This is a genomic window from Pseudofrankia asymbiotica (assembly GCF_001983105.1).
Classification (GTDB): Bacteria; Actinomycetota; Actinomycetes; order Frankiales; family Frankiaceae; genus Pseudofrankia; species Pseudofrankia asymbiotica.
In genome coordinates, this window is the sequence record NZ_MOMC01000015.1 from 57,704 (window position 1) to 74,340 (window position 16,637).

Consider the following 16,637-nt stretch of genomic DNA (forward strand, 5'->3'; position numbering starts at 1 on the left):
GTGGGCATGGTAGACGGCTGGCGTTCCGGAAAGGTGCATGTCCTGGAGCGCCTGACGGTCTCTGCGACTCCCGCGCGTCGGCGCGAGTCCCCGGCGGCGCGCCGCGCACTGGACGCGGCCCTGGAGATCATCCAGCAGAAGGGTGCCAGTGACCTCACCGTGCAGGAGGTCCTCGACCGCTCCCACCTGTCGTTGCGGACCTTCTACCTGCGCTTTGCCGGCAAGGACGATCTGCTGCTCATCCTGCTTGAGGAGGCGCTGCGTGAGYCGGCCGAGAGGATCCGCGCGGCCGTCGACGGTGAGTCCGATCCGATGGAGGCGCTCAGGATTGCCGTCCAGACGCTGTTCGCGTGCGCTGCGTCGAGCCTGCCTGATCGGCACCCGCTGTTGATCGACCTCGTACAGCAGACACGGGTGCTGCACCGCGACCGGGTGTGGTCCGCCCATGAGCCGCTGCTCGCGGTCTTCGCCAAGTTGCTGTCAGGGGCACTGGCCGCCGGACAGCTCCGCCTCGACGCCGGACCTCGCGGCACGGCGGCGCTGGTCATCCAGGTTGTCATGTACCTGGCCCAGTCCGCCGCCCTGGGTCAGGACGACGAATCCGGCCAGCCACTGAGCGCGGATGAGGTATGGGATTTCTGCTCGCACGGCTTCGTATTCCGCGCTCCAGCTCCGTGATTCCTATCGCCCTGTCGCTGCTGACTTCACTGCTCGACGACGACGGCCGGCATCGCGCGTGCCCTACGGCGACCCGGTAGCTCCAGGCGACACCCATGTCGCACTCGTCGGCGGGATCGTGCCAGTCCCGGCACAGATGTAGGGCGAGTCGCGCAGCTCCCGCGCAGCTCGCGGAACCTGTCAGACTGGCCGTGTGATGGCATCGTCATCGACATCTGCCCGTCGTAGCGGACGGCCGACGAGCGCGGAGGCTGCGCGGCTCGATGAGGCACTCAAGGAAGCGGCTCTGGGGCTGTTTCTGGAGCGGGGGTACGAGGCCGCCTCCGTCGACGAGATCGCGGCGCTCGCCGGCACGACGAAGCAGTCGCTCTACTCCAGGTTCCGCGGCAAGGAACAGCTCTTCATCACCGTGCTCGGCTGGGCGATGAAGCGGGCCGACTGGCCAAGCCCCGAACCGGCAGAAGCCGATCTTCCCGCAGATCTTGAGGCGGCGCTGCTGGCGGTCGCGGAGTCAGCCGTGCGGCGGGTACTCGATCCCCGCATGGTCGCGCTCACGCGTCTGGCGATCGCGCAGGCGGGCCGGTTCCCCGAGATTGCTCGCGATACGTACTGCATGTGGCCACGGAAGAACGCTGTCTCCGATCTGTTGCGAGAGCATGCCGCCGCCGGGACGATCCTGGTGGACGACGCCGACCTGGYCGCCGAACATTTTCTCGGCATGGTGGCCGTAACCCCGGCGCGAATGGCCTCCTTCGGCGTCCTGCACAGTCCCGAAGAGCAGCGACGTCGCACGCAGGACGCCGTCCGGTTGTTCCTGCGGGCCCTGCGGCCTGGCTGAGCCGGAACGCGGTCGCCGGACGTGGGCGATCTGGTGACACGAGTGACTGCTCACGCGGTCCCGCCCCGCTGTACGACGATCGAGCGTCACGTGCCGGTGTATGGAAGGGATACCTTCGATCTCCGCGTCCCACATCCTGTTCACGCTTGGCTTGGCGCGGCGTGGTCACTCGGCATATGCCGTGCGCCCGGACATCCGGTCGACGATGGTCAGGATGGTGTCGGCGCGAAGCCAGCCGAGGCTGGCGGTGCGCCAACAAGGCCCAAAGCGGCCATGTCGTCCAGGCATTTGTGAAGGAACTCCCGGGTCAGGTGGGGAACCTCCGGGCCGACCGGTAGTTCTTGGACGGCGGCCTGGAACCGTGTTGTGCTGACCACCGGCTCGACCTGCCTGGGGTCGCTCATCGTCCCGAGCACCGTGAGGGACGAGTGCTGCCGCTTCGCCTCCGGCAGTGCCTTGATCTTGGTCTCGAAGCGTTCTATCCAGGTGGCGTAGTCCGGCACCCGCTCGATCGGATAGCCCGCTTCCGCGATCCAGTCGACGAACGTGTCGAGTGAGATCCCATCATCCGAGTGGTGATTCAGGACGTGGTAGTTACGGAAACCGTCGCGCGGCTGAGCGCTGATGCCGACGATGGCCGCGGCGACGAAGTCCACGGGGAGGCCGTCATAGTGAGCCCGGGCCGGCGCGCCCGTGTCGTCGGACGGGTAGAAGGAGGCGGGAGCAAGGCCGGTGAGCACGACGCTGGTGAGCAGGCGAGTGAAGACATCGGGCGCGTTGATCTGGCCGCGGTAGGTTCGGTGCGCGAGCATCATGTCGCCGCGGAAGACGTTCACCGGCAGGCCGGCCGTGTGATGGGCGGAGAGCAGCACCTGCTCCGCGGCCCACTTGCTGGCGCCGTAGCCCATCCGGTAGCGGTCGAGATCGATGTCGCGAAGGAGCGGAGAGTCCTCGTCCAGCGAGGCGCCGCGGTCGAGCAGATAGGTGGTCGCGGCCGAGGAGACGAAGTCGAACCGCTTCTGCCTGTGGGTCAACGCCAGTCGAACGAGCTCGGCGGTGCCGGCGACGTTCGGGCCGAACAGGGCTTCGTAGGGCAGGACATGGTTGACCAACGCGCCCGGGTGGACGATGCGGTCGACCTGGCGCGCGAGCCGGTCGAAGTCGGCGGGGCGCAGCCCGAGGCCAGGTTCCGCCACGTCACCGACGACCACCTCCAACCGGCCTTCGCTCAGAGAGGCGAACCGCTCACGCAGGTCCGGATCCGTGCCGAAGGCGGCCGCCAGGCGACGCTGGGCGGCGGCTTCATCGGTCGCGCGCACGAGGCAGACAAGCTTCCCGCCGGTCGCCTCGATGCGCTCCAGCCATTCGAGACACATGAAACGGCCGAGGAAACCGGTGGCGCCCGTCAGGAGGACGCAGGTCGATGCCACCGGCGGCGGTTCGCTCGGCGCCTGCCTGAGGACATCGGCGTCGAGAAACGCGGAGACGTCCAGATCCGCGGCGCGCAGGAGCCGCGTGCCTTTTCCATGCACGCGTTCGAAGGTCGCCAGGTGCCTGCTGGGCTGATCGAGAGCGGACTCGATCAGCCGTGTCCACGTCTGGGGGTTGCCGGTGGGGCTGAGGATGGCGTTGACCGGTACCTCGACGCCGAAGATGTCCTCGAGCATCGTCGAGAACGCCGCGGCACCGAGCGAGTCTCCGCCGAGGCCGATGAAGCCGAGCGGCGCGGCCGGGTCGATGTCCGCCACGCCCAGCGCGACCTCCAGTGCCCTGATCACCTTTTCCAGGACGCTGGTAGCGCTGTCGAGTTCCTTCAGCGCGGCGATGTCCGCGGTCTGCCTGCGTTCGAGGTCGGCGTAGAGCTGCTCGAGCCGATCACGGTACCTGGCCGCGAGCGCGGGGCGCATCCGTTTGTGGACACTGGAGAGCAGCCCGTTCTCGTGCGTGAACGGCTCACGCTCGACGATGAAGTCGCGCGGTACCTCGAACGATCGGAGGTCCGCCTGGGCGGCGACGTCGCGCAACGCCGAACGGATCAGGTCCCGCACCGACGTCTCGGCGGGATGGTCGCCGAGCCGGTCGCGCACCATGTCCGGGTTGGGAACGACGACGGCGAGCACGTAGGAGCGCGCGGAGTTGCCGTAGACGAAGATCTGGTCTATGAGTTCGCTGCCGTTCTCGAACGTCGTCGCGAGCGCGCCGACGGCCACGAACTCGCTCTGCGAGAGTTTCAGTACGTCGTTGCGCCGACCGATCCACTCGATCTGGTCCGGTCCGCGTTCCTCGACGATGTCACCGGTACACAGGTACCCGTCGGCGTCGAACAGCGCGGCGGTCGCCTCGGGGCGCCTGAAGTAGCCGGGCGTCGCGCGCTCGCTCTTGAGGCAGAGCTCACCGCGCGGGTAGGGCTTGTCCGTCAGGAAGTAGCCGAGCTCGGGAACGTCCCGCAGGCGGTAGTCGGTGACCGGAGGACGTAGGACGCGTCCCATGACGGCGATGGTGCCCGCCTCGGTCGAACCGTAACCGCCGCCCAGCCGTACCTGGAAGCACTCCTCGATGAAGTGCCGGACCAGGGGCGTCACGGGCGCGCCCGCGCCGCCGATCGAGCGCACCCGGTCGCCGAGGAACCGGGTGCGCACGGCCCGCATCGCCTCGGCGCGCGCGGTGGTGGCATCGACGCCGCCGGCCGTACGTCGGACGACCTCTCCGAGGAAATGCTGGTGGATTAGATCGAGGATCCGCGGGAAGGCCGACACCTCGGTCGGACGGGTAAGGCGGATGTCCTCGAAGACGGTGGACAGGTCGCTCCTGGCGGTGATGTTCACCCGGCCACCGCGGGCGAACGCCGAGTAGATCATGTGGCGGCCCGCCATATGGTTCAGCGGAGCCAGGGCGACCCGGATGACGGGCCCAGGTCGCTGACCCGGATCCCACTGCACCGCGGCTGTGCGCTCGGTGATGATGACGCCCTTGGGCGTGCCGGTGCTGCCCGAGGAGTGGATGAGCAGGGCCATCCTGTCCGCGCCAAGGGTGGCCGTCGGCCGTGGTGTCCAGGGCGGCAGTTCCGCGCCGGCGGCGACCAGTTCGTCGAGCGTCACCAGCCGCGCGCACGAGCCGTTCCTCTCGAGCTCGTCCCGGGCGGCCACGAGACGCTCATGATCCTCGTCGACCCGGGCATCGTGACCGAGCGCGATGATCGTGCGTATGGACTCCTGCGAACTGGCGAGAGTCGCCGCCAGCTGAAGATCGGCTATCTCGGCAGCCACCGCGATCGGTGCCGTATTGGCGATGGTTTCCCGTAGATCAGTGGCGGCGAGCGTGACCTGCAGGGGCACGCACACGGCGAGTTGATAGGCCACCGCCAGGTCCACCGTGACGTAGTCCGTGCTGGCGAAACCGAGGACGCACACGAGATCGCCGGGTCCCACGCGGTATCGCGGGTCATGCTCCCAGGCCGCGGCGAGGCACCTGACCCGGCGGTGAAGCTCGCCGTAGGTGATCGAACTGAAACCGGGCTGGTCGACCCTACGCGCCTGTCCCGCCTCGTCCTGGACGATCTCATACTGTCGCTGGCCCAGTGCGGCACGTCCGGCGTAGCCGTCGAGCACCGTCGCGATGATCTGCTGGTAGGACAGGCCCGGATGACGGACCGCGGCGGTGACCACCGGATCTGGACTCAACGCCCGCAGTTCGTCGTCCGCCTCGACCAACTCGKCGAGGCGGTCGGCCGGACGCCGCACATCTGTCAGTGACATGGTCCTCCTCGCTGCGGTTGGACCTGCGGTTGGACCTGCGGTTGGACCTGCGGTTGGACCTGCGGTTGGACCTGCGGTTGGACCTGCGGTTGGACCTTCGGTCTCGACAACTACTGATGTCCCTGGAACAGGTGAGTCTTCTGGGCAGGGTCAGCCGGTCATGCCGGACGTCGCTCCGTCGCCGTTCAGCCGAACCCCGCTGGTGAGGCCATCGCCCTTACCCCGTGGGTGGCGCCAAGGGCGCAACGTCGGCGCGACCACAACAGTGACGGCATGACGAGAGGGTCGGTAGGCCCTGAACGCCCGCCCACGGTGTCAGCCGCGCTACCGCGCCACGGGTCATACCAAGACACATGGAGCGACAAAAGCGAGTCGACTCTTCGACTCGTTGGCGCCCCGTGGCGGCTGGCAGCCGTGCTGCCCTCCGTGATGACGAGTTAATCATACTGATGAGATTGATTCTGGGTCAAGGGCGGACGTAGCCCGTCGACGTGATCTCCTTGGACGAGTCGAGCGTCCCGATCGCTGGCGGCGCTGGCGTCGTCGTCGGCGAGTCCGCGACGATGCCGATCTTCTCGCGCCAGTCCACCTCCGCCGCGACGAGGATCTTCGACCGGCCGGGGCCCTGCGTCRGCACCCGTGGATCGGCCGCGTGCCTGGTCCTGGCTCGTCGAGCGCTGTTCGCGGAGCACTTCTCGTCGAGGGCTGGATCTCCGCCGGCTACCCAGCCCTCGTGCCGATCGACGGCGCTCACCAGTGCTTCGCGGCCTCGCTCCGTCGGTCTGCCGGGCCTAGCGCGTCCCGTCCGTGGCCGCGGGCCGTTTTCCTCTGGACGGCTGTGTCCGTACGGCTACGGTTTGGGCGTGGATCATGCTGCCTGCCTGCTGGAGCAGAACCGCGTTTTCGCCGAACTGCTTGGCGGCGCCGACTGGTCGGTGTCGGTGCCGACCAGCCCGGGATGGACCCTGGCGCAGCTGGTGCGCCATGTCGGACGTGGTGCGCGCTGGGGAGCGACGATGGTGCGAAACCGGGCCGCTGAGGCTGCGGACCCGCGCACGGTCGAGGGCGGCAAGCCACCGGCGGACCGCGACGGCGCGCTCGCCTGGTTCCAGGACAGTCCGCGGATACTGCTCGACGCCGTGGCCATCGACCCCGAGGTGGYGGTGTGGACGGGCGTCGGTTTGCGGCCGGCGCGCTGGTGGGTCCGGCGGCTGCTGCACGAAACGGTGGTTCACCGCGTCGACGCCGCCCTCGCGCTAGGCGCCGAGCATCCGATCGAACCCGCGCTCGCCGCCGACGGAATCTCGGAGTGGCTCGGCCTGCTCACCTCGCGGCCTGGCACCGCGATCCTGGCCGATGGCGCCACCATGCACCTGCGCGCCATCGACGAGGGCCTCGGTACCGCCGGGGGGTGGACGATCCGCGGCGGCATGAACGGGATCGGCTGGGAGCACAGCCGAGGGAGTAGCGACGTTTCCGTGCGGGGTGGCGCCGTGGACCTGTTTCTCGCGCTGCTACGTCGCGGCGATGATCGCCAACTGGTCGTCGCCGGCGAGCGCGACCACTGGACGACCTGGCTCGCGAACACCGCCTTCTGACGAACCGGAACCCCGCACGGGCGCATACCGCGGCAGACATGGGGCGATGACCAAGCCTGGCGCCCGCGACCGTGCCCAGCTCGTGGTCATGGCCTGCCAGCCGGGGCTCATCCAGCCGCACTGACACCCGGTGGCCGCCCGCCGTCGCGATGTCGCTGAAGGTGGTTGTTCCCGCTACGGTGCCCGCCGGGGCGTCAGGAGAGGTCCGCGAGGTCGTGGACGGAGGTCGGCAGGGTCATGCCGGCGGGAACCGATGTGCCCACGTGGCTCAGCACCTGATCCAGCCGGCGGCGCGCGATCCGCCAGCCGCCGTCGTGGAGCACGAGCCGGTCGCGGTAGACGACGGCGGCGTGGTGCATGCGGTCCGGCCTGGCATGGTGGGTCCACCGCACCCACCCGTAGCAGGTGGCCCATATCCCGCCGTCGTCGGACCCCACCAGATGGTTGGTCATCATGTGCAGCGTCCAGGCGCACGTGTCGTGGAACGGGACGAAGAAATCGAGCCAGCTCCCGATTCCCTCGTACGTGCCCGTCGGATATACCGCGACGACATCCGGCGTGAAAATTTTCTTGAACTGTTCCCAGTCGCGCGTGTCAATCGCCCAGGCGTATCCGTTCTGCAGGCGCGTGGCCTCCACGGCAACCTGGTTCAGCTCGATGTSTGTCATCCCCACACTCCTGACCGGGCCGATCTCCGGCCGTCGACCAGTGGTCCCGCAACCGACTGTGTCAATCTCGCCTGAGGGCGGCCATCCTTCGCGCCGAAACCGCGTAGCCTCCCCACACCGCCCGTCACATCTGCCGACCGCAACCGCTGGCGGCGGCCACCGGCCGAGCAGTTCACCCAGGCGTTGYTGGGGAGCAATCCAGTATCTCGTGCGTCGAAGTCCGTGTCCGTTGGCAGGTCGGTGCGGTGGCGCGGTCGGGAGTCTGTCAGCTGGCCAACAGACCGCCGAGCGGTGCGCGCCGGGCGGTGATCTTCCGGTGGTGTATGCGCCAGGTGGAGCCGTCGTGGACGATCGTGTCGTCGTGGACGACGCTGCCGCAGCTGCCGTCGGCCATGATTCCGATGCCCTTCGACCTGGCGTGTACCTGGCCGTCGGCCTGTGGGGTGAGCACGAGGTTGGTGATGTGGTGCCCGACAGGGTTGGAGTCGCCCACGGCGAGTGCCGCTGATCGGATGGCGTCGACTCCGGTCAGCGTGCCGTGCCCGAGGTCGGCGAGGTCGTAGGTGACGTCGGGGGTGAACAGCTCTCCGAGGCGGTCCAGTTCTCCGGCGTCGATGAGATGCCCGTACTGGTGGATCACGTCCGCGATGGCGGTCCGGTCCTCGGCGGTCAAGGTCATGGCTGGCCCTCGCTCTCACCCGACAGATAAACGGGGAACTCCCCACTTGTGGGTGGACGATAATGGGGACATCCCCAGTAGGCAAGGAGCGGCCGTGACGCCAGACGTGCCCCCGCGGGCGTCAGGGACGCGTGTGAGCGGGCGGCGGCTGCGCGCGGACGCGGCGCGCAATGTCGAGCTGCTGGTGAGCGCCGCGCGGGCGCTGTTCGACGAGCGCGGCACCGACGTGCCCCTTGACGAGATCGCCCGCCGTGCCGGCGTCGGCAACGCCACCCTGTATCGCAACTTCCCGACCAGGGGTGACCTGCTCGTCGCCGTCTACTCCGAGGAGGTCGACGCCCTGTGCGAGCGGGGCGCGGCCCTGCTGAAGACGTCCAGTCCGGCGGAGGCGCTGTTCACGTGGCTGGACGTGTTCGTCGTCCACGTCGCGACCAGGCGGCCCCTCGCCCTCGCCGCCATCGCGCACGAGTCCCACGAGCGACACGGCGACCTGGCGGAACGCTGGCACGCCGTGATGAACTCGGCGACCGCGGCTCTTCTCACGCCGGCGCAGGAAGCCGGCGCCGTGCGCCACGACCTCACGGTCACAGATCTGATGGCCCTCACCAACGCCACCGCCCTGGCGGCCGCGAACCCGCGAGACGCCGCCCGGCTCATGCGCCTCGTCCGCGGCGGCCTCGAAACCCGTTAGGCCGCCGTCAGGCGCCTGCGCGGAGGTGGGACACCCCCGAGTCGACGGCTTTGACGGTCAGGTCTCGTGCTGCCACCAGCAGCGGGCGTCGCGCCCGTGCTCGCGCTGGTCGCCGCGGTCGGTTTCGTGGTTTTGCAGGTGCTGGCCACGGGCCTGCACGTCTCGCGCGGCGAGGTGAGCCAGACGGGCCTCAACGCCGTGCTGATCATCCTGGCGGGCGTGGCGGTCTGGCTCGCCACGGCCTTCTGACCCGGCCGATCCGCCTGGCGAGGCCGGTGGCACAGCGACGGTCCCGACGGTCGGGGTCGGCTCCCGAAGGTCGGCCTGCCAGCGGACCGGATGGCGCCGGTCTCTAGCGTCGCCGCGTGTGACCGCTCACGCGGCGGCGACGACCGCGATCTCGAGCAGCCAGGCCGGCTGGGCCAGTGCCGGGACGGTCACCAGCGTGCTGGCGACCCGGCGGCCGCCGAGGAACTCGTCGCGTGCCGCCATGGCCTGCGCCAGCCCCGGCGTCATCGCGGTCGCGACCASGTAGGTGGTGATGCTGACGATGTCCCCGGCCGTCATGTCGGCCTCGGTCAGTATCGCGGCGATGTTGCTCCACACCTGGCTCGCCTGGGCCGGCACCCCGTCCGGTACCGAACCGTCCGGTGCCACCGGCACGGCTCCGGAGGTGTGCAGCCACCGGCTGGCGTTCTCGACCAGGACCGCGTGGGCATAGCGGGCCGCCGGCGGGGCCATGCGGTCGGGGCTGATCGTTCGGTGGGTGACGGCGTCGGACATGCGCAAGACCGTATCGCCCGCCGCGACGGCGCTCGTCGGCAAGCCGCCACCGAATCCCGCTCGGCTGACCCCGGAAGACCTTCCGTCAAGATCACCAGGTTCGCCGGATACAACAGTACCCAGACATGGACCTCCAGGAGGATCGATGCACACGGCTGACATCGAGTACACGTACGAGGATCTGCGTCTGATCGGCGAGCTGTCGGTGGACGACCGCCGGGCCGGCCCACGACCGGCGGTGCTGGTCTGCCACGAGGGGGATGGGCTCAGCGACCACTCCCGGAACAAGGCTCGGCGGCTGGCCGAGCTGGGATATGTGGCCTTCGCGCTGGACTACCACGGCGGCGGGCGCAAACTGGCCCCCGAGGAAGCCGGCGAGCGTTTCGGCAAGCTGTCCGGTGATCCCGCACGGGTACGGGCCCTCGGCCAGGCCGGTCTGGACGTCCTGCTCAGCCACGAGCTGGCCGACCCTGACCGGGTCGCGGCGATCGGCTTCTGCTTCGGGGGCACGCTCGCCCTTGAGCTGGCACGAGGCGGAGCGGACCTCAAGGCCGTCGTCGGCTTCCACTCCGGGCTCTCGACCGCCCGGCCGCAGGACGCGTCGAACATCACCGGCCGGATCCTGGTCTGCATCGGGACCGAAGACCCGATCATCCCGCCCGAACAACGCCTCGCGTTCGAGCAGGAAATGCGGGAAGGCGGGGTCGACTGGCGGATGAATCTCTACGGCGGCGCCGCGCACAGCTTCACCAATCCCGCCGCCGACGGCTCCCAACTTCCAGCTATCAAATACAACCAGCAGGCCGACGAACGGTCCTGGCGGGCCATGACCGACCTGTTCGACGAAGTGTTCGAGAACCGATAGCCCCGGCCTCGAAGGCACCTCGGCGCGGTCAGACAATCACGGTCATGACGCTGCCTGCCGCGGTACGTGACGCCGCGGACGCCTACCTGCTGGCGGTCGATGCGGCGGATCCCGATCTCGTCGAGGGCCTCTACGTGATCGGGTCCGCCGCCCTGGACGATTTCCGCCCCGGGGCAAGCGACATCGATTTCGTCGCCGTCACCGCCGCGCCCCCGACGGACAACCAGGTCACAGCGCTGGGCCGCGTCCACGGACAACTGCCCCGCCGCCCGGTGTTCGACGGGATCTACACCACGTGGCTCGACCTCGCCCGCGATCCCGGACAGGCGTCGCCAGGACCGCACGCCTGCGGCCGACGACTCCATCCGCGCTGCGACCACGGCCGCCATCCGGTCACCTGGCACAGCCTGACCCGCCACGGCGCCGCGATCCGCGGCCCCAAGCCGGCCGAGATCGAAATCGCGACCGACCCCGCGGAACTCGCCCACTGGACGCGCGGCAACCTCGACAGCTACTGGCGGCAATGGTGGCAACGCGGCTCCCGCCTACCCACACCCGCCGGCCTGGCCTGCCTCAACTCATGGGGTTCGGCCTGGTGCGTGCTCGGCGTCAGCCGCCTCCACCACACCCTCACCACCGGAAATATCATCTCGAAGACGGCGGCGGGAGAATACGCCCGGGTCACCTTCGAGCCGCGTTGGCATCGCATCATCGATGAATGCCTGCGCATCCGGCGTGACGATCACCGGCGGTCCCTCTACCGCAACCCGTTCACCCGACGGACCGACGCGCTGGCCTTCACCGACATGGTCATCAAAGACACCGACCGGGACTGAAGGAATCACGCGACGATCCGGGGCGTCGGGCTGAGGTCGGGGATGGAGGTGCTGGACCGTCGAAGACGGCACCACAATGCCCGCGTACTGCGCCAGGCCGGACGGCGCGTTCGCCCCGGTCGGCGTGACCGTAGCGCATGAGACTGGTCGGAGGTGGTCCGCGAGGGCTGTCGCGTTCGGCCGTCGCGGTGGCCCGCGCCGGACCTGGTTACCGCGAGGTGCGTCCCGGCCACGAGCGAGGCGCACGAAACTCGGCTCAGTTGCCTGTGGGCGAGCGACGGAACGGATCCCCTGTAACCCCCCGGCCTATCTGTTGGGGTGAGGCGGTAGACCGGCGACGATGGCGGACTGTGGGGCGGTGGCGACTGGTGGCGGGCGGTCGGGTGTGGGTCCGACGCCGGACCTCGATCGGCGAGGAGGTGGCCGGCGGTACCGGCGGCCCCGCCTCGGGTGCCGGGCATGGCGATGACGCCCATGGAGACGCGGGCATCGGTCCTGGCGGTGGTCGAGCCGGCGCCGAGGTCTCCGGGCGCCCCGATCCGCCGCGGCTGCGAGTGGTGCCCGACGACGTCTATCCCGGCTGGGAGGAGATCTATCGCGACAACGTGGGGCGGGTGTACAAGATCATGTTCGCGAAGGTGGGGAATCGGCCGGACGCGGAGGACCTGACGGCCGAGGTCTTCATGGCGGCGCTGCGCCCCCTTCGCGTGTCGGCCACCGTCGGTGAGGTGCGGGCGTACCTGGTCGCGACCGCGCGCACGGTGCTCGCCGCGCACTGGCGTCGCACCCTGGGCGTCGCCGTCACCACGCTCGACGAGGCGACCGCGCAGACGATGCTCGCCGCCGCCGGCATGCCGGCGCAGGCTGCCGGCCGGGCCGGCCCGGTGGCGGACAGCGTGTCCCGGGCGGAGGCGATCCTCGTCGCCCTGCCCGAGCGGTACGCCGATATCCTGCGGCTTCGCTTCCTGGAGGCCTGCACGTTGCGGGAGGCCGCCGACGAGCTCGGCATCACGGTCGGGAACGCGAAGGTCCTCCAGCACCGCGCGCTGCGCCAGGCTGCCCGGCTCGCCGGCGAGGTGACCGCGTGAACAGCCAGGGACTGCGCCGGTTCGTCGAGGATCTGCTTGGCCACCGTCGGCCCCGGCCGTTCGACGCCACCCCGGAGGACGCCGCCCTGCTGCGGGCGGCGATCACGCTGCGAGCCGCCCGGCCCGGCGGTGACGAACCGAGCGAGGAGTTCGTCGAGCAGCTGCACCGGCGTCTGCTCGAGACCCGCCGCGCCGACGCCGCGGCCAGCCTCGGGCTGGCGGCGGGGACCGACGCGGCCGGGCCGGCCCTGGCCGGCACGGGGTCCGGTGAGCGGGACGTCTCCGGGCGAGTGCCCGCCGGTGGGGCCGCCGGTGCGCGGGCCGGGGGACGGCGGCGCGGGACGCGGCGGCGGTTCGTCCAGGTCACCTCGATCGCGGCCGGATCGGCGGCGATCGGGATCGGAGTGGACCGGGCCGTCGTCGAGGGCTGGCCGGACGGTGGTGACGGGGCCGACCCACCGGTGGCGGGAGCGGATCCTTCGGCCGGATCCGGCGGCGTCCTGGTTCCCGACGCCGGGATCTGGCGGACCGTCGCCACCACCCAGGACCTGCCGGAAGGTGGGGTGCGCGCCTTCGACGCCGGCACCGTGGTCGGGTTCGTGCGGCGGGTGGACGGCCAGGTCCACGGGACGTCGGGCGTGTGCACACACCAGGGCTGTCACCTGGCCCTGGACCCGGCGCAGCGACGACTGAACTGTCCCTGCCACCGGACGACCTTCGCGCTGACCGGTGAGGTCATGCACTCACAGCTGCGGACGCCGCCGCGTACCCTGCCCGGTCTCGCCGTACGCGAGGTCGACGGCGTCGTGCAGGTTCACGTCCCACCGACACCGACGTGACCGTCGCCRGTGGCGGGTCGTGATGGTTCGCCGCCCGCCGCCTGACCACCGCTTCCACAGATGTTTGCGCGATCCCGACCTGATTTCCGGGATGAGACAGCCCTGAGGCCGCCGGCTGGGCTCAGGGCTGTCGGCCGGTCGGCCATTTCCGCGCGAGTACTTCAGCCGGGAACGGTCGGCAAGGGGACTCGGGTGTGGAGGGCGGAGGTTTTCCTGCGCCCGGGTCGGCCGCTTGTCGGCGCGCCCGCCCACGCACGTCCAGCAAAGGACCGGCGCCCAGCGCCGCATTGCTTTCGCTCACCGGTCATGTCACCGGAAGAACAGCCGGGCCGTGTAACCACCCCGGCTATCAGTAATCGCGACGACAGTGGCGGCCCACGAAGCGGAATGGTGGGCCCACGGCACAGGCCCGCGATGGCGGGTCGGAAAAGGGCAGTCCACGATGTGGTGTTCTCCCAGTTTGCGTCTACCAGGGCGGCGGCTGTTCGTGGCCGGCGCTCTGGCGGTGGCGCTCCCCGTTCTCGCGGCCTGCGGCGGTGCCTCGGACGGGGCGCCGCCGCCCCCCGCGGCGGCGTCCACGCCGGCGGCGGCGTCCGAGGCCGGGGCGGGCGGTGGCACGACGCCGATGTCCATGCCGAGTATGTCCGGGATGGCGACGGGTACCGCGCCGGCCGGCAGCCCGGTGTCGGCGACCAGCGTGGCCATCCAGAACTTCGCCTTCTCCCCGGCGACCATCACGGTGAAGGTCGGCACGACGGTCACCTGGACGAACCAGGACTCCGACCCGCACACGGTCACCTCGAAGGACGGTGGGGGCCTGGACTCGCCGACCCTCGACAAGGGGGCGACCTACCAGTACACGTTCACGAAGGCCGGCCAGTACGCCTACCTGTGCACCATCCACCCGTTCATGGTCGGCACCGTGGTCGTGACCCCGTGAGCGCCGGCGTGGAGCGGGACCCCCAGGTGGCCCGGCCGGGTGGCATGACCCGGCGCCAGCTGGCCCGCCACAGCGCGTGGTTCGGCGCGGCGGTGGCCCTCAGCGTCGTCGGCGGCGAGGTGATCAGCTCGATTGCCGGCGGCACCCAGCCGAGCGCCGCGGCGACCGACGACGCCGCCACGCTGCGGTTCGTCCAGGTCAGCGACAGCCATCTGGGATTCACCGGATCGGCGAACCCCGACGTCGTCGGCTCGTTCTCCCGGGCGATCGACCAGGTCAACGCGTTGCCCTACCGGCCGGACTTCGTCATGCACACCGGCGATCTCACCCACCTGTCCACCGCCGCCCAGTTCGACCAGGTCAAGCAGATGCTCGGTGGTGTGCGCGCCGGCGGCGTGCACACGGTGCCGGGGGAGCACGACGCGATCCATGACCACGGCCGGGGCTACCTGTCGACCTTTGGYGCCGGCTCCGCGGGTGATGGCTGGTACAGCTTCGACATCAAGAACGTCCACGTCATCGCGCTGGTCAACACGCTGAGCCTGGAGACGCTCGGCCACCTCGGCCCGGCCCAGCTCGACTTCGTGCGCAAGGACGTCGCCGGCCTGTCCAGCGACACGCCGATCATCGTTTTCAGCCATATCCCCCTGTTTGCCATGTACCCCGCGTGGGGCTGGGGCACCGATGATGCCACGCAGGCCCTGAGCTACCTGCGGAGATTCTCCTCGGTGACCTGCCTCAACGGTCACGTCCACCAGCTGTTCACCAAAACCGAGGGCACCGTGACCTTCCACAGCGCCACGACGACCGCCTACCCCCTGCCCCGACCCGGAGTCGGCCCGGCGCCGACGCCGCAGACGCTGCCGGCCGGCCGGCTTCAGGCCGCGCTCGGCATCCGCGAGGTCAACCACGTCCAGGGTCAGACCACCCTGGCGATCAAGGACAGCGTGCTCGTATGAACACCTCGGAGATCCTCCCGACGCCGCGTGGGCGCAGGTCGGCGGGGCCCGCCCGGGCAAGGCCGGGGCGCGTCGGCTCGGGGGCGGTGAAGGTCGTCGTCGCCGCTCTGCTTGCCTGGAGCGGCTACATCCACTACGACCTGTACGCCGACCACGGCTACCGCTATGTCCACACCATCGGCCCCGGCTTTCTCGTCCAGGCCGCGGGTTCGTTCGCGGTCGCGTTCCTGCTCGTGGTCAGCGTCGCGTTGCCCGGGTCGTTCCTGCTGTCGATCCTGGCCGCGGGCCTGTCCGGCGGCGCGCTGCTCGGCTTCGTACTGTCCCGGACGAGTGGTGTCGCCGGCTTCGAGGAGCACGGGTTCGTGCCCTCACCGGATGCCGCGATCAGCGTGGTCGTCGAGATCGGAGTGCTGGCGGTCCTCGCCGCCGTTCTTTACCACCGACGTGATCATCTCTGGCGTGCTGTCAGGAGGCGTCGTCCGCCTTCACCGAGAAGATCCTGAGTTCCGTCGCGTGAGCGCCCGCTACCGCGGAAGCGGGTGACGGGCCGGCGGCGGGCCGGCAACCTGTTCGGTACGCACGGCGTCGTGCACGGTGATCTCGTCAAGATGGAAGGCGGGCACGTCAGCGGGACTCTCGGCCGAGCAGGAGAGCCGTGCTGGCGTGCCGCTGTCGGCGACGCGGGTCAGCGTGACGGTGACGGAGCCGGGCGCGCGGCCCGCCTCGGCGAGGACCACGCCCCAGGGGTCGACGACCACGCTCGCCCCCGCCATCTCGTGGCCGGCCTGGCTGCCCGCGACGTCGCAGGCGACCAGGTGGATCTGGTTCTCGATCGCCCTGGCCCGCACCAGGACGTCGCACGTCAGTTCAGGGTCCGCTGCCGCGCCGTTTCGGAGCGGGGCGGGCGGCGCCGGCCTGCGCCGGTGTCAGGTCAGGCTGGGGCCTCGGCGTCCTGCGTCGAGGTCGCGAACTCCTCGGGGCCCTTCTGGGCCGCCGGATCCATCCACATGACCTGCCAGCCGTGGCCATCGAGGTCGTAGAAGCTGCGGGAGCACATGAAGCCGTAGTCCTCCAGTCCATCCGCCTCGACGCCGCCCGCGGCCAGCGCGGCCTGCGCGACCGCGTCGACCTCCTCGCGGGACGACACGCTGAAGCAGTAGAGCGCCAGCGTGTGCGTGGCGGGATCGGCCATCGGCAGCTTCGCGAACTGGGCGAACTTCTCGTGGCTGAGCAGCATGACGCTGGCCTGTTCGCCGATCAGCATGCAGGCGGCGGTCTCGTCGGTGAAGTTCGGGTTGAAGCTGAACCCGAGCTTCGCGAAGAACGCCTTGCTGCGCTGCAGGTTCGCTACGGGGATGTTCACGAACAGCGTGCGGCCGGGGTGCGCGGGGGTGGTCACGGTGGGGCCTCCAGGTCGGTG

Annotated in this window: 19 protein-coding genes; 12 read left to right on the plus strand and 7 right to left on the minus strand. The window is 70.0% G+C overall.

Features of this window, described 5'->3' with window-relative positions:
* Positions 1 to 6 precede the first annotated feature (6 nt).
* Together BL253_RS08190 and BL253_RS08195 are read left to right on the plus strand one after the other, a co-directional pair.
* A complete protein-coding gene (locus BL253_RS08190; RefSeq protein WP_076815367.1) occupies positions 7 to 678 on the plus strand; it encodes a TetR/AcrR family transcriptional regulator in 672 nt (223 codons plus the stop codon).
* Between the two features lie 196 nt (positions 679 to 874).
* Positions 875 to 1,516 carry a TetR/AcrR family transcriptional regulator gene (locus BL253_RS08195; protein WP_076815369.1) on the plus strand — a complete coding sequence of 214 codons (642 nt, stop codon included), beginning with the start codon at positions 875 to 877 and terminating at the stop codon, positions 1,514 to 1,516.
* Between the two features lie 209 nt (positions 1,517 to 1,725).
* Here BL253_RS08195 and car read toward each other — a convergent pair whose 3' ends face one another.
* Both car and BL253_RS41795 read right to left on the minus strand, forming a co-directional pair.
* Positions 1,726 to 5,271, minus strand: a complete 3,546-nt coding sequence (gene car / locus BL253_RS08200) for a carboxylic acid reductase (RefSeq protein ID WP_076815115.1) — start codon at positions 5,269 to 5,271, stop codon at positions 1,726 to 1,728.
* 466 nt (positions 5,272 to 5,737) lie between these two features.
* Entirely contained in the window at positions 5,738 to 6,025 is a 288-nt protein-coding gene (locus BL253_RS41795; protein ID WP_131831464.1) for a hypothetical protein, read from the minus strand.
* 109 nt (positions 6,026 to 6,134) lie between these two features.
* Between BL253_RS41795 and BL253_RS08205 the strand changes: the two genes are divergently transcribed.
* On the plus strand, positions 6,135 to 6,869 hold the full coding sequence (locus BL253_RS08205; RefSeq protein WP_076815118.1) for a maleylpyruvate isomerase family mycothiol-dependent enzyme: 735 nt from the start codon (positions 6,135 to 6,137) through the stop codon (positions 6,867 to 6,869).
* Between the two features lie 194 nt (positions 6,870 to 7,063).
* Here the strand turns inward: BL253_RS08205 and BL253_RS08210 are convergent, their stop codons facing one another.
* Both BL253_RS08210 and BL253_RS08215 read right to left on the minus strand, forming a co-directional pair.
* Positions 7,064 to 7,537, minus strand: a complete 474-nt coding sequence (locus tag BL253_RS08210) for a nuclear transport factor 2 family protein (protein ID WP_076815120.1) — start codon at positions 7,535 to 7,537, stop codon at positions 7,064 to 7,066.
* Between the two features lie 265 nt (positions 7,538 to 7,802).
* Positions 7,803 to 8,216: a nuclear transport factor 2 family protein gene (locus BL253_RS08215; RefSeq protein WP_076815122.1), complete on the minus strand. Its 414-nt coding sequence runs from the start codon at positions 8,214 to 8,216 to the stop codon at positions 7,803 to 7,805.
* A gap of 94 nt (positions 8,217 to 8,310) precedes the next feature.
* Between BL253_RS08215 and BL253_RS08220 the strand changes: the two genes are divergently transcribed.
* Together BL253_RS08220 and BL253_RS08225 are read left to right on the plus strand one after the other, a co-directional pair.
* Positions 8,311 to 8,907: a TetR/AcrR family transcriptional regulator gene (locus BL253_RS08220; RefSeq protein ID WP_076815124.1), complete on the plus strand. Its 597-nt coding sequence runs from the start codon at positions 8,311 to 8,313 to the stop codon at positions 8,905 to 8,907.
* A gap of 66 nt (positions 8,908 to 8,973) precedes the next feature.
* On the plus strand, positions 8,974 to 9,156 hold the full coding sequence (locus BL253_RS08225) for a DoxX family protein (protein ID WP_081438106.1): 183 nt from the start codon (positions 8,974 to 8,976) through the stop codon (positions 9,154 to 9,156).
* Positions 9,157 to 9,282: 126 nt separating this feature from the next.
* Here the strand turns inward: BL253_RS08225 and BL253_RS08230 are convergent, their stop codons facing one another.
* On the minus strand, positions 9,283 to 9,690 hold the full coding sequence (locus tag BL253_RS08230; protein ID WP_076815126.1) for a RidA family protein: 408 nt from the start codon (positions 9,688 to 9,690) through the stop codon (positions 9,283 to 9,285).
* A 145-nt stretch (positions 9,691 to 9,835) separates the two neighbouring features.
* Between BL253_RS08230 and BL253_RS08235 the strand changes: the two genes are divergently transcribed.
* The 7 genes from BL253_RS08235 (at position 9,836) to BL253_RS08270 (ending at position 15,720) form a co-directional block, all read left to right on the plus strand.
* On the plus strand, positions 9,836 to 10,555 hold the full coding sequence (locus tag BL253_RS08235; RefSeq protein WP_076815128.1) for a dienelactone hydrolase family protein: 720 nt from the start codon (positions 9,836 to 9,838) through the stop codon (positions 10,553 to 10,555).
* Between the two features lie 44 nt (positions 10,556 to 10,599).
* Positions 10,600 to 11,391: a nucleotidyltransferase domain-containing protein gene (locus BL253_RS08240; RefSeq protein ID WP_076815131.1), complete on the plus strand. Its 792-nt coding sequence runs from the start codon at positions 10,600 to 10,602 to the stop codon at positions 11,389 to 11,391.
* Positions 11,392 to 11,759: 368 nt separating this feature from the next.
* The gene (locus BL253_RS08250) at positions 11,760 to 12,479 is read left to right on the plus strand and encodes an RNA polymerase sigma factor (protein WP_241834622.1); all 720 of its coding nucleotides are present in this window, start codon (positions 11,760 to 11,762) and stop codon (positions 12,477 to 12,479) included.
* Positions 12,476 to 13,318 (plus strand): Rieske (2Fe-2S) protein, encoded by an 843-nt coding sequence (locus BL253_RS08255; RefSeq protein WP_076815135.1) that lies wholly within the window; start codon positions 12,476 to 12,478, stop codon positions 13,316 to 13,318. Before BL253_RS08250 ends, BL253_RS08255 begins: the two co-directional genes overlap by 4 nt.
* Positions 13,319 to 13,805: 487 nt before the next feature.
* Entirely contained in the window at positions 13,806 to 14,258 is a 453-nt protein-coding gene (locus tag BL253_RS08260; RefSeq protein WP_241834623.1) for a cupredoxin domain-containing protein, read from the plus strand.
* Entirely contained in the window at positions 14,255 to 15,217 is a 963-nt protein-coding gene (locus BL253_RS08265; protein WP_241834624.1) for a metallophosphoesterase family protein, read from the plus strand. Before BL253_RS08260 ends, BL253_RS08265 begins: the two co-directional genes overlap by 4 nt.
* Positions 15,214 to 15,720: a hypothetical protein gene (locus BL253_RS08270; RefSeq protein WP_241834625.1), complete on the plus strand. Its 507-nt coding sequence runs from the start codon at positions 15,214 to 15,216 to the stop codon at positions 15,718 to 15,720. The genes BL253_RS08265 and BL253_RS08270 overlap by 4 nt, the downstream gene beginning before the upstream one ends.
* Positions 15,721 to 15,741: 21 nt before the next feature.
* On the opposite strand, the gene BL253_RS41015 is transcribed toward BL253_RS08270, so the two are convergent.
* Positions 15,742 to 16,065: a nitrilase-related carbon-nitrogen hydrolase gene (locus BL253_RS41015; RefSeq protein WP_241834626.1), complete on the minus strand. Its 324-nt coding sequence runs from the start codon at positions 16,063 to 16,065 to the stop codon at positions 15,742 to 15,744.
* Between the two features lie 83 nt (positions 16,066 to 16,148).
* Positions 16,149 to 16,616: a VOC family protein gene (locus tag BL253_RS08280; RefSeq protein WP_076815137.1), complete on the minus strand. Its 468-nt coding sequence runs from the start codon at positions 16,614 to 16,616 to the stop codon at positions 16,149 to 16,151.
* Positions 16,617 to 16,637 lie beyond the last annotated feature (21 nt).

What these genes read in the sequence shown, in the direction of transcription:
- BL253_RS08215 (WP_076815122.1), bottom strand. Translation starts at nt 8,216, where the DNA reads ATGACCTTGACCGCCGAGGACCGGACCGCCATCGCGGACGTGATCCAC.
- BL253_RS08235 (WP_076815128.1), top strand. Translation starts at nt 9,836, where the DNA reads ATGCACACGGCTGACATCGAGTACACGTACGAGGATCTGCGTCTGATC.
- BL253_RS08240 (WP_076815131.1), top strand. Translation starts at nt 10,600, where the DNA reads ATGACGCTGCCTGCCGCGGTACGTGACGCCGCGGACGCCTACCTGCTG.
- BL253_RS08270 (WP_241834625.1), top strand. Translation starts at nt 15,214, where the DNA reads ATGAACACCTCGGAGATCCTCCCGACGCCGCGTGGGCGCAGGTCGGCG.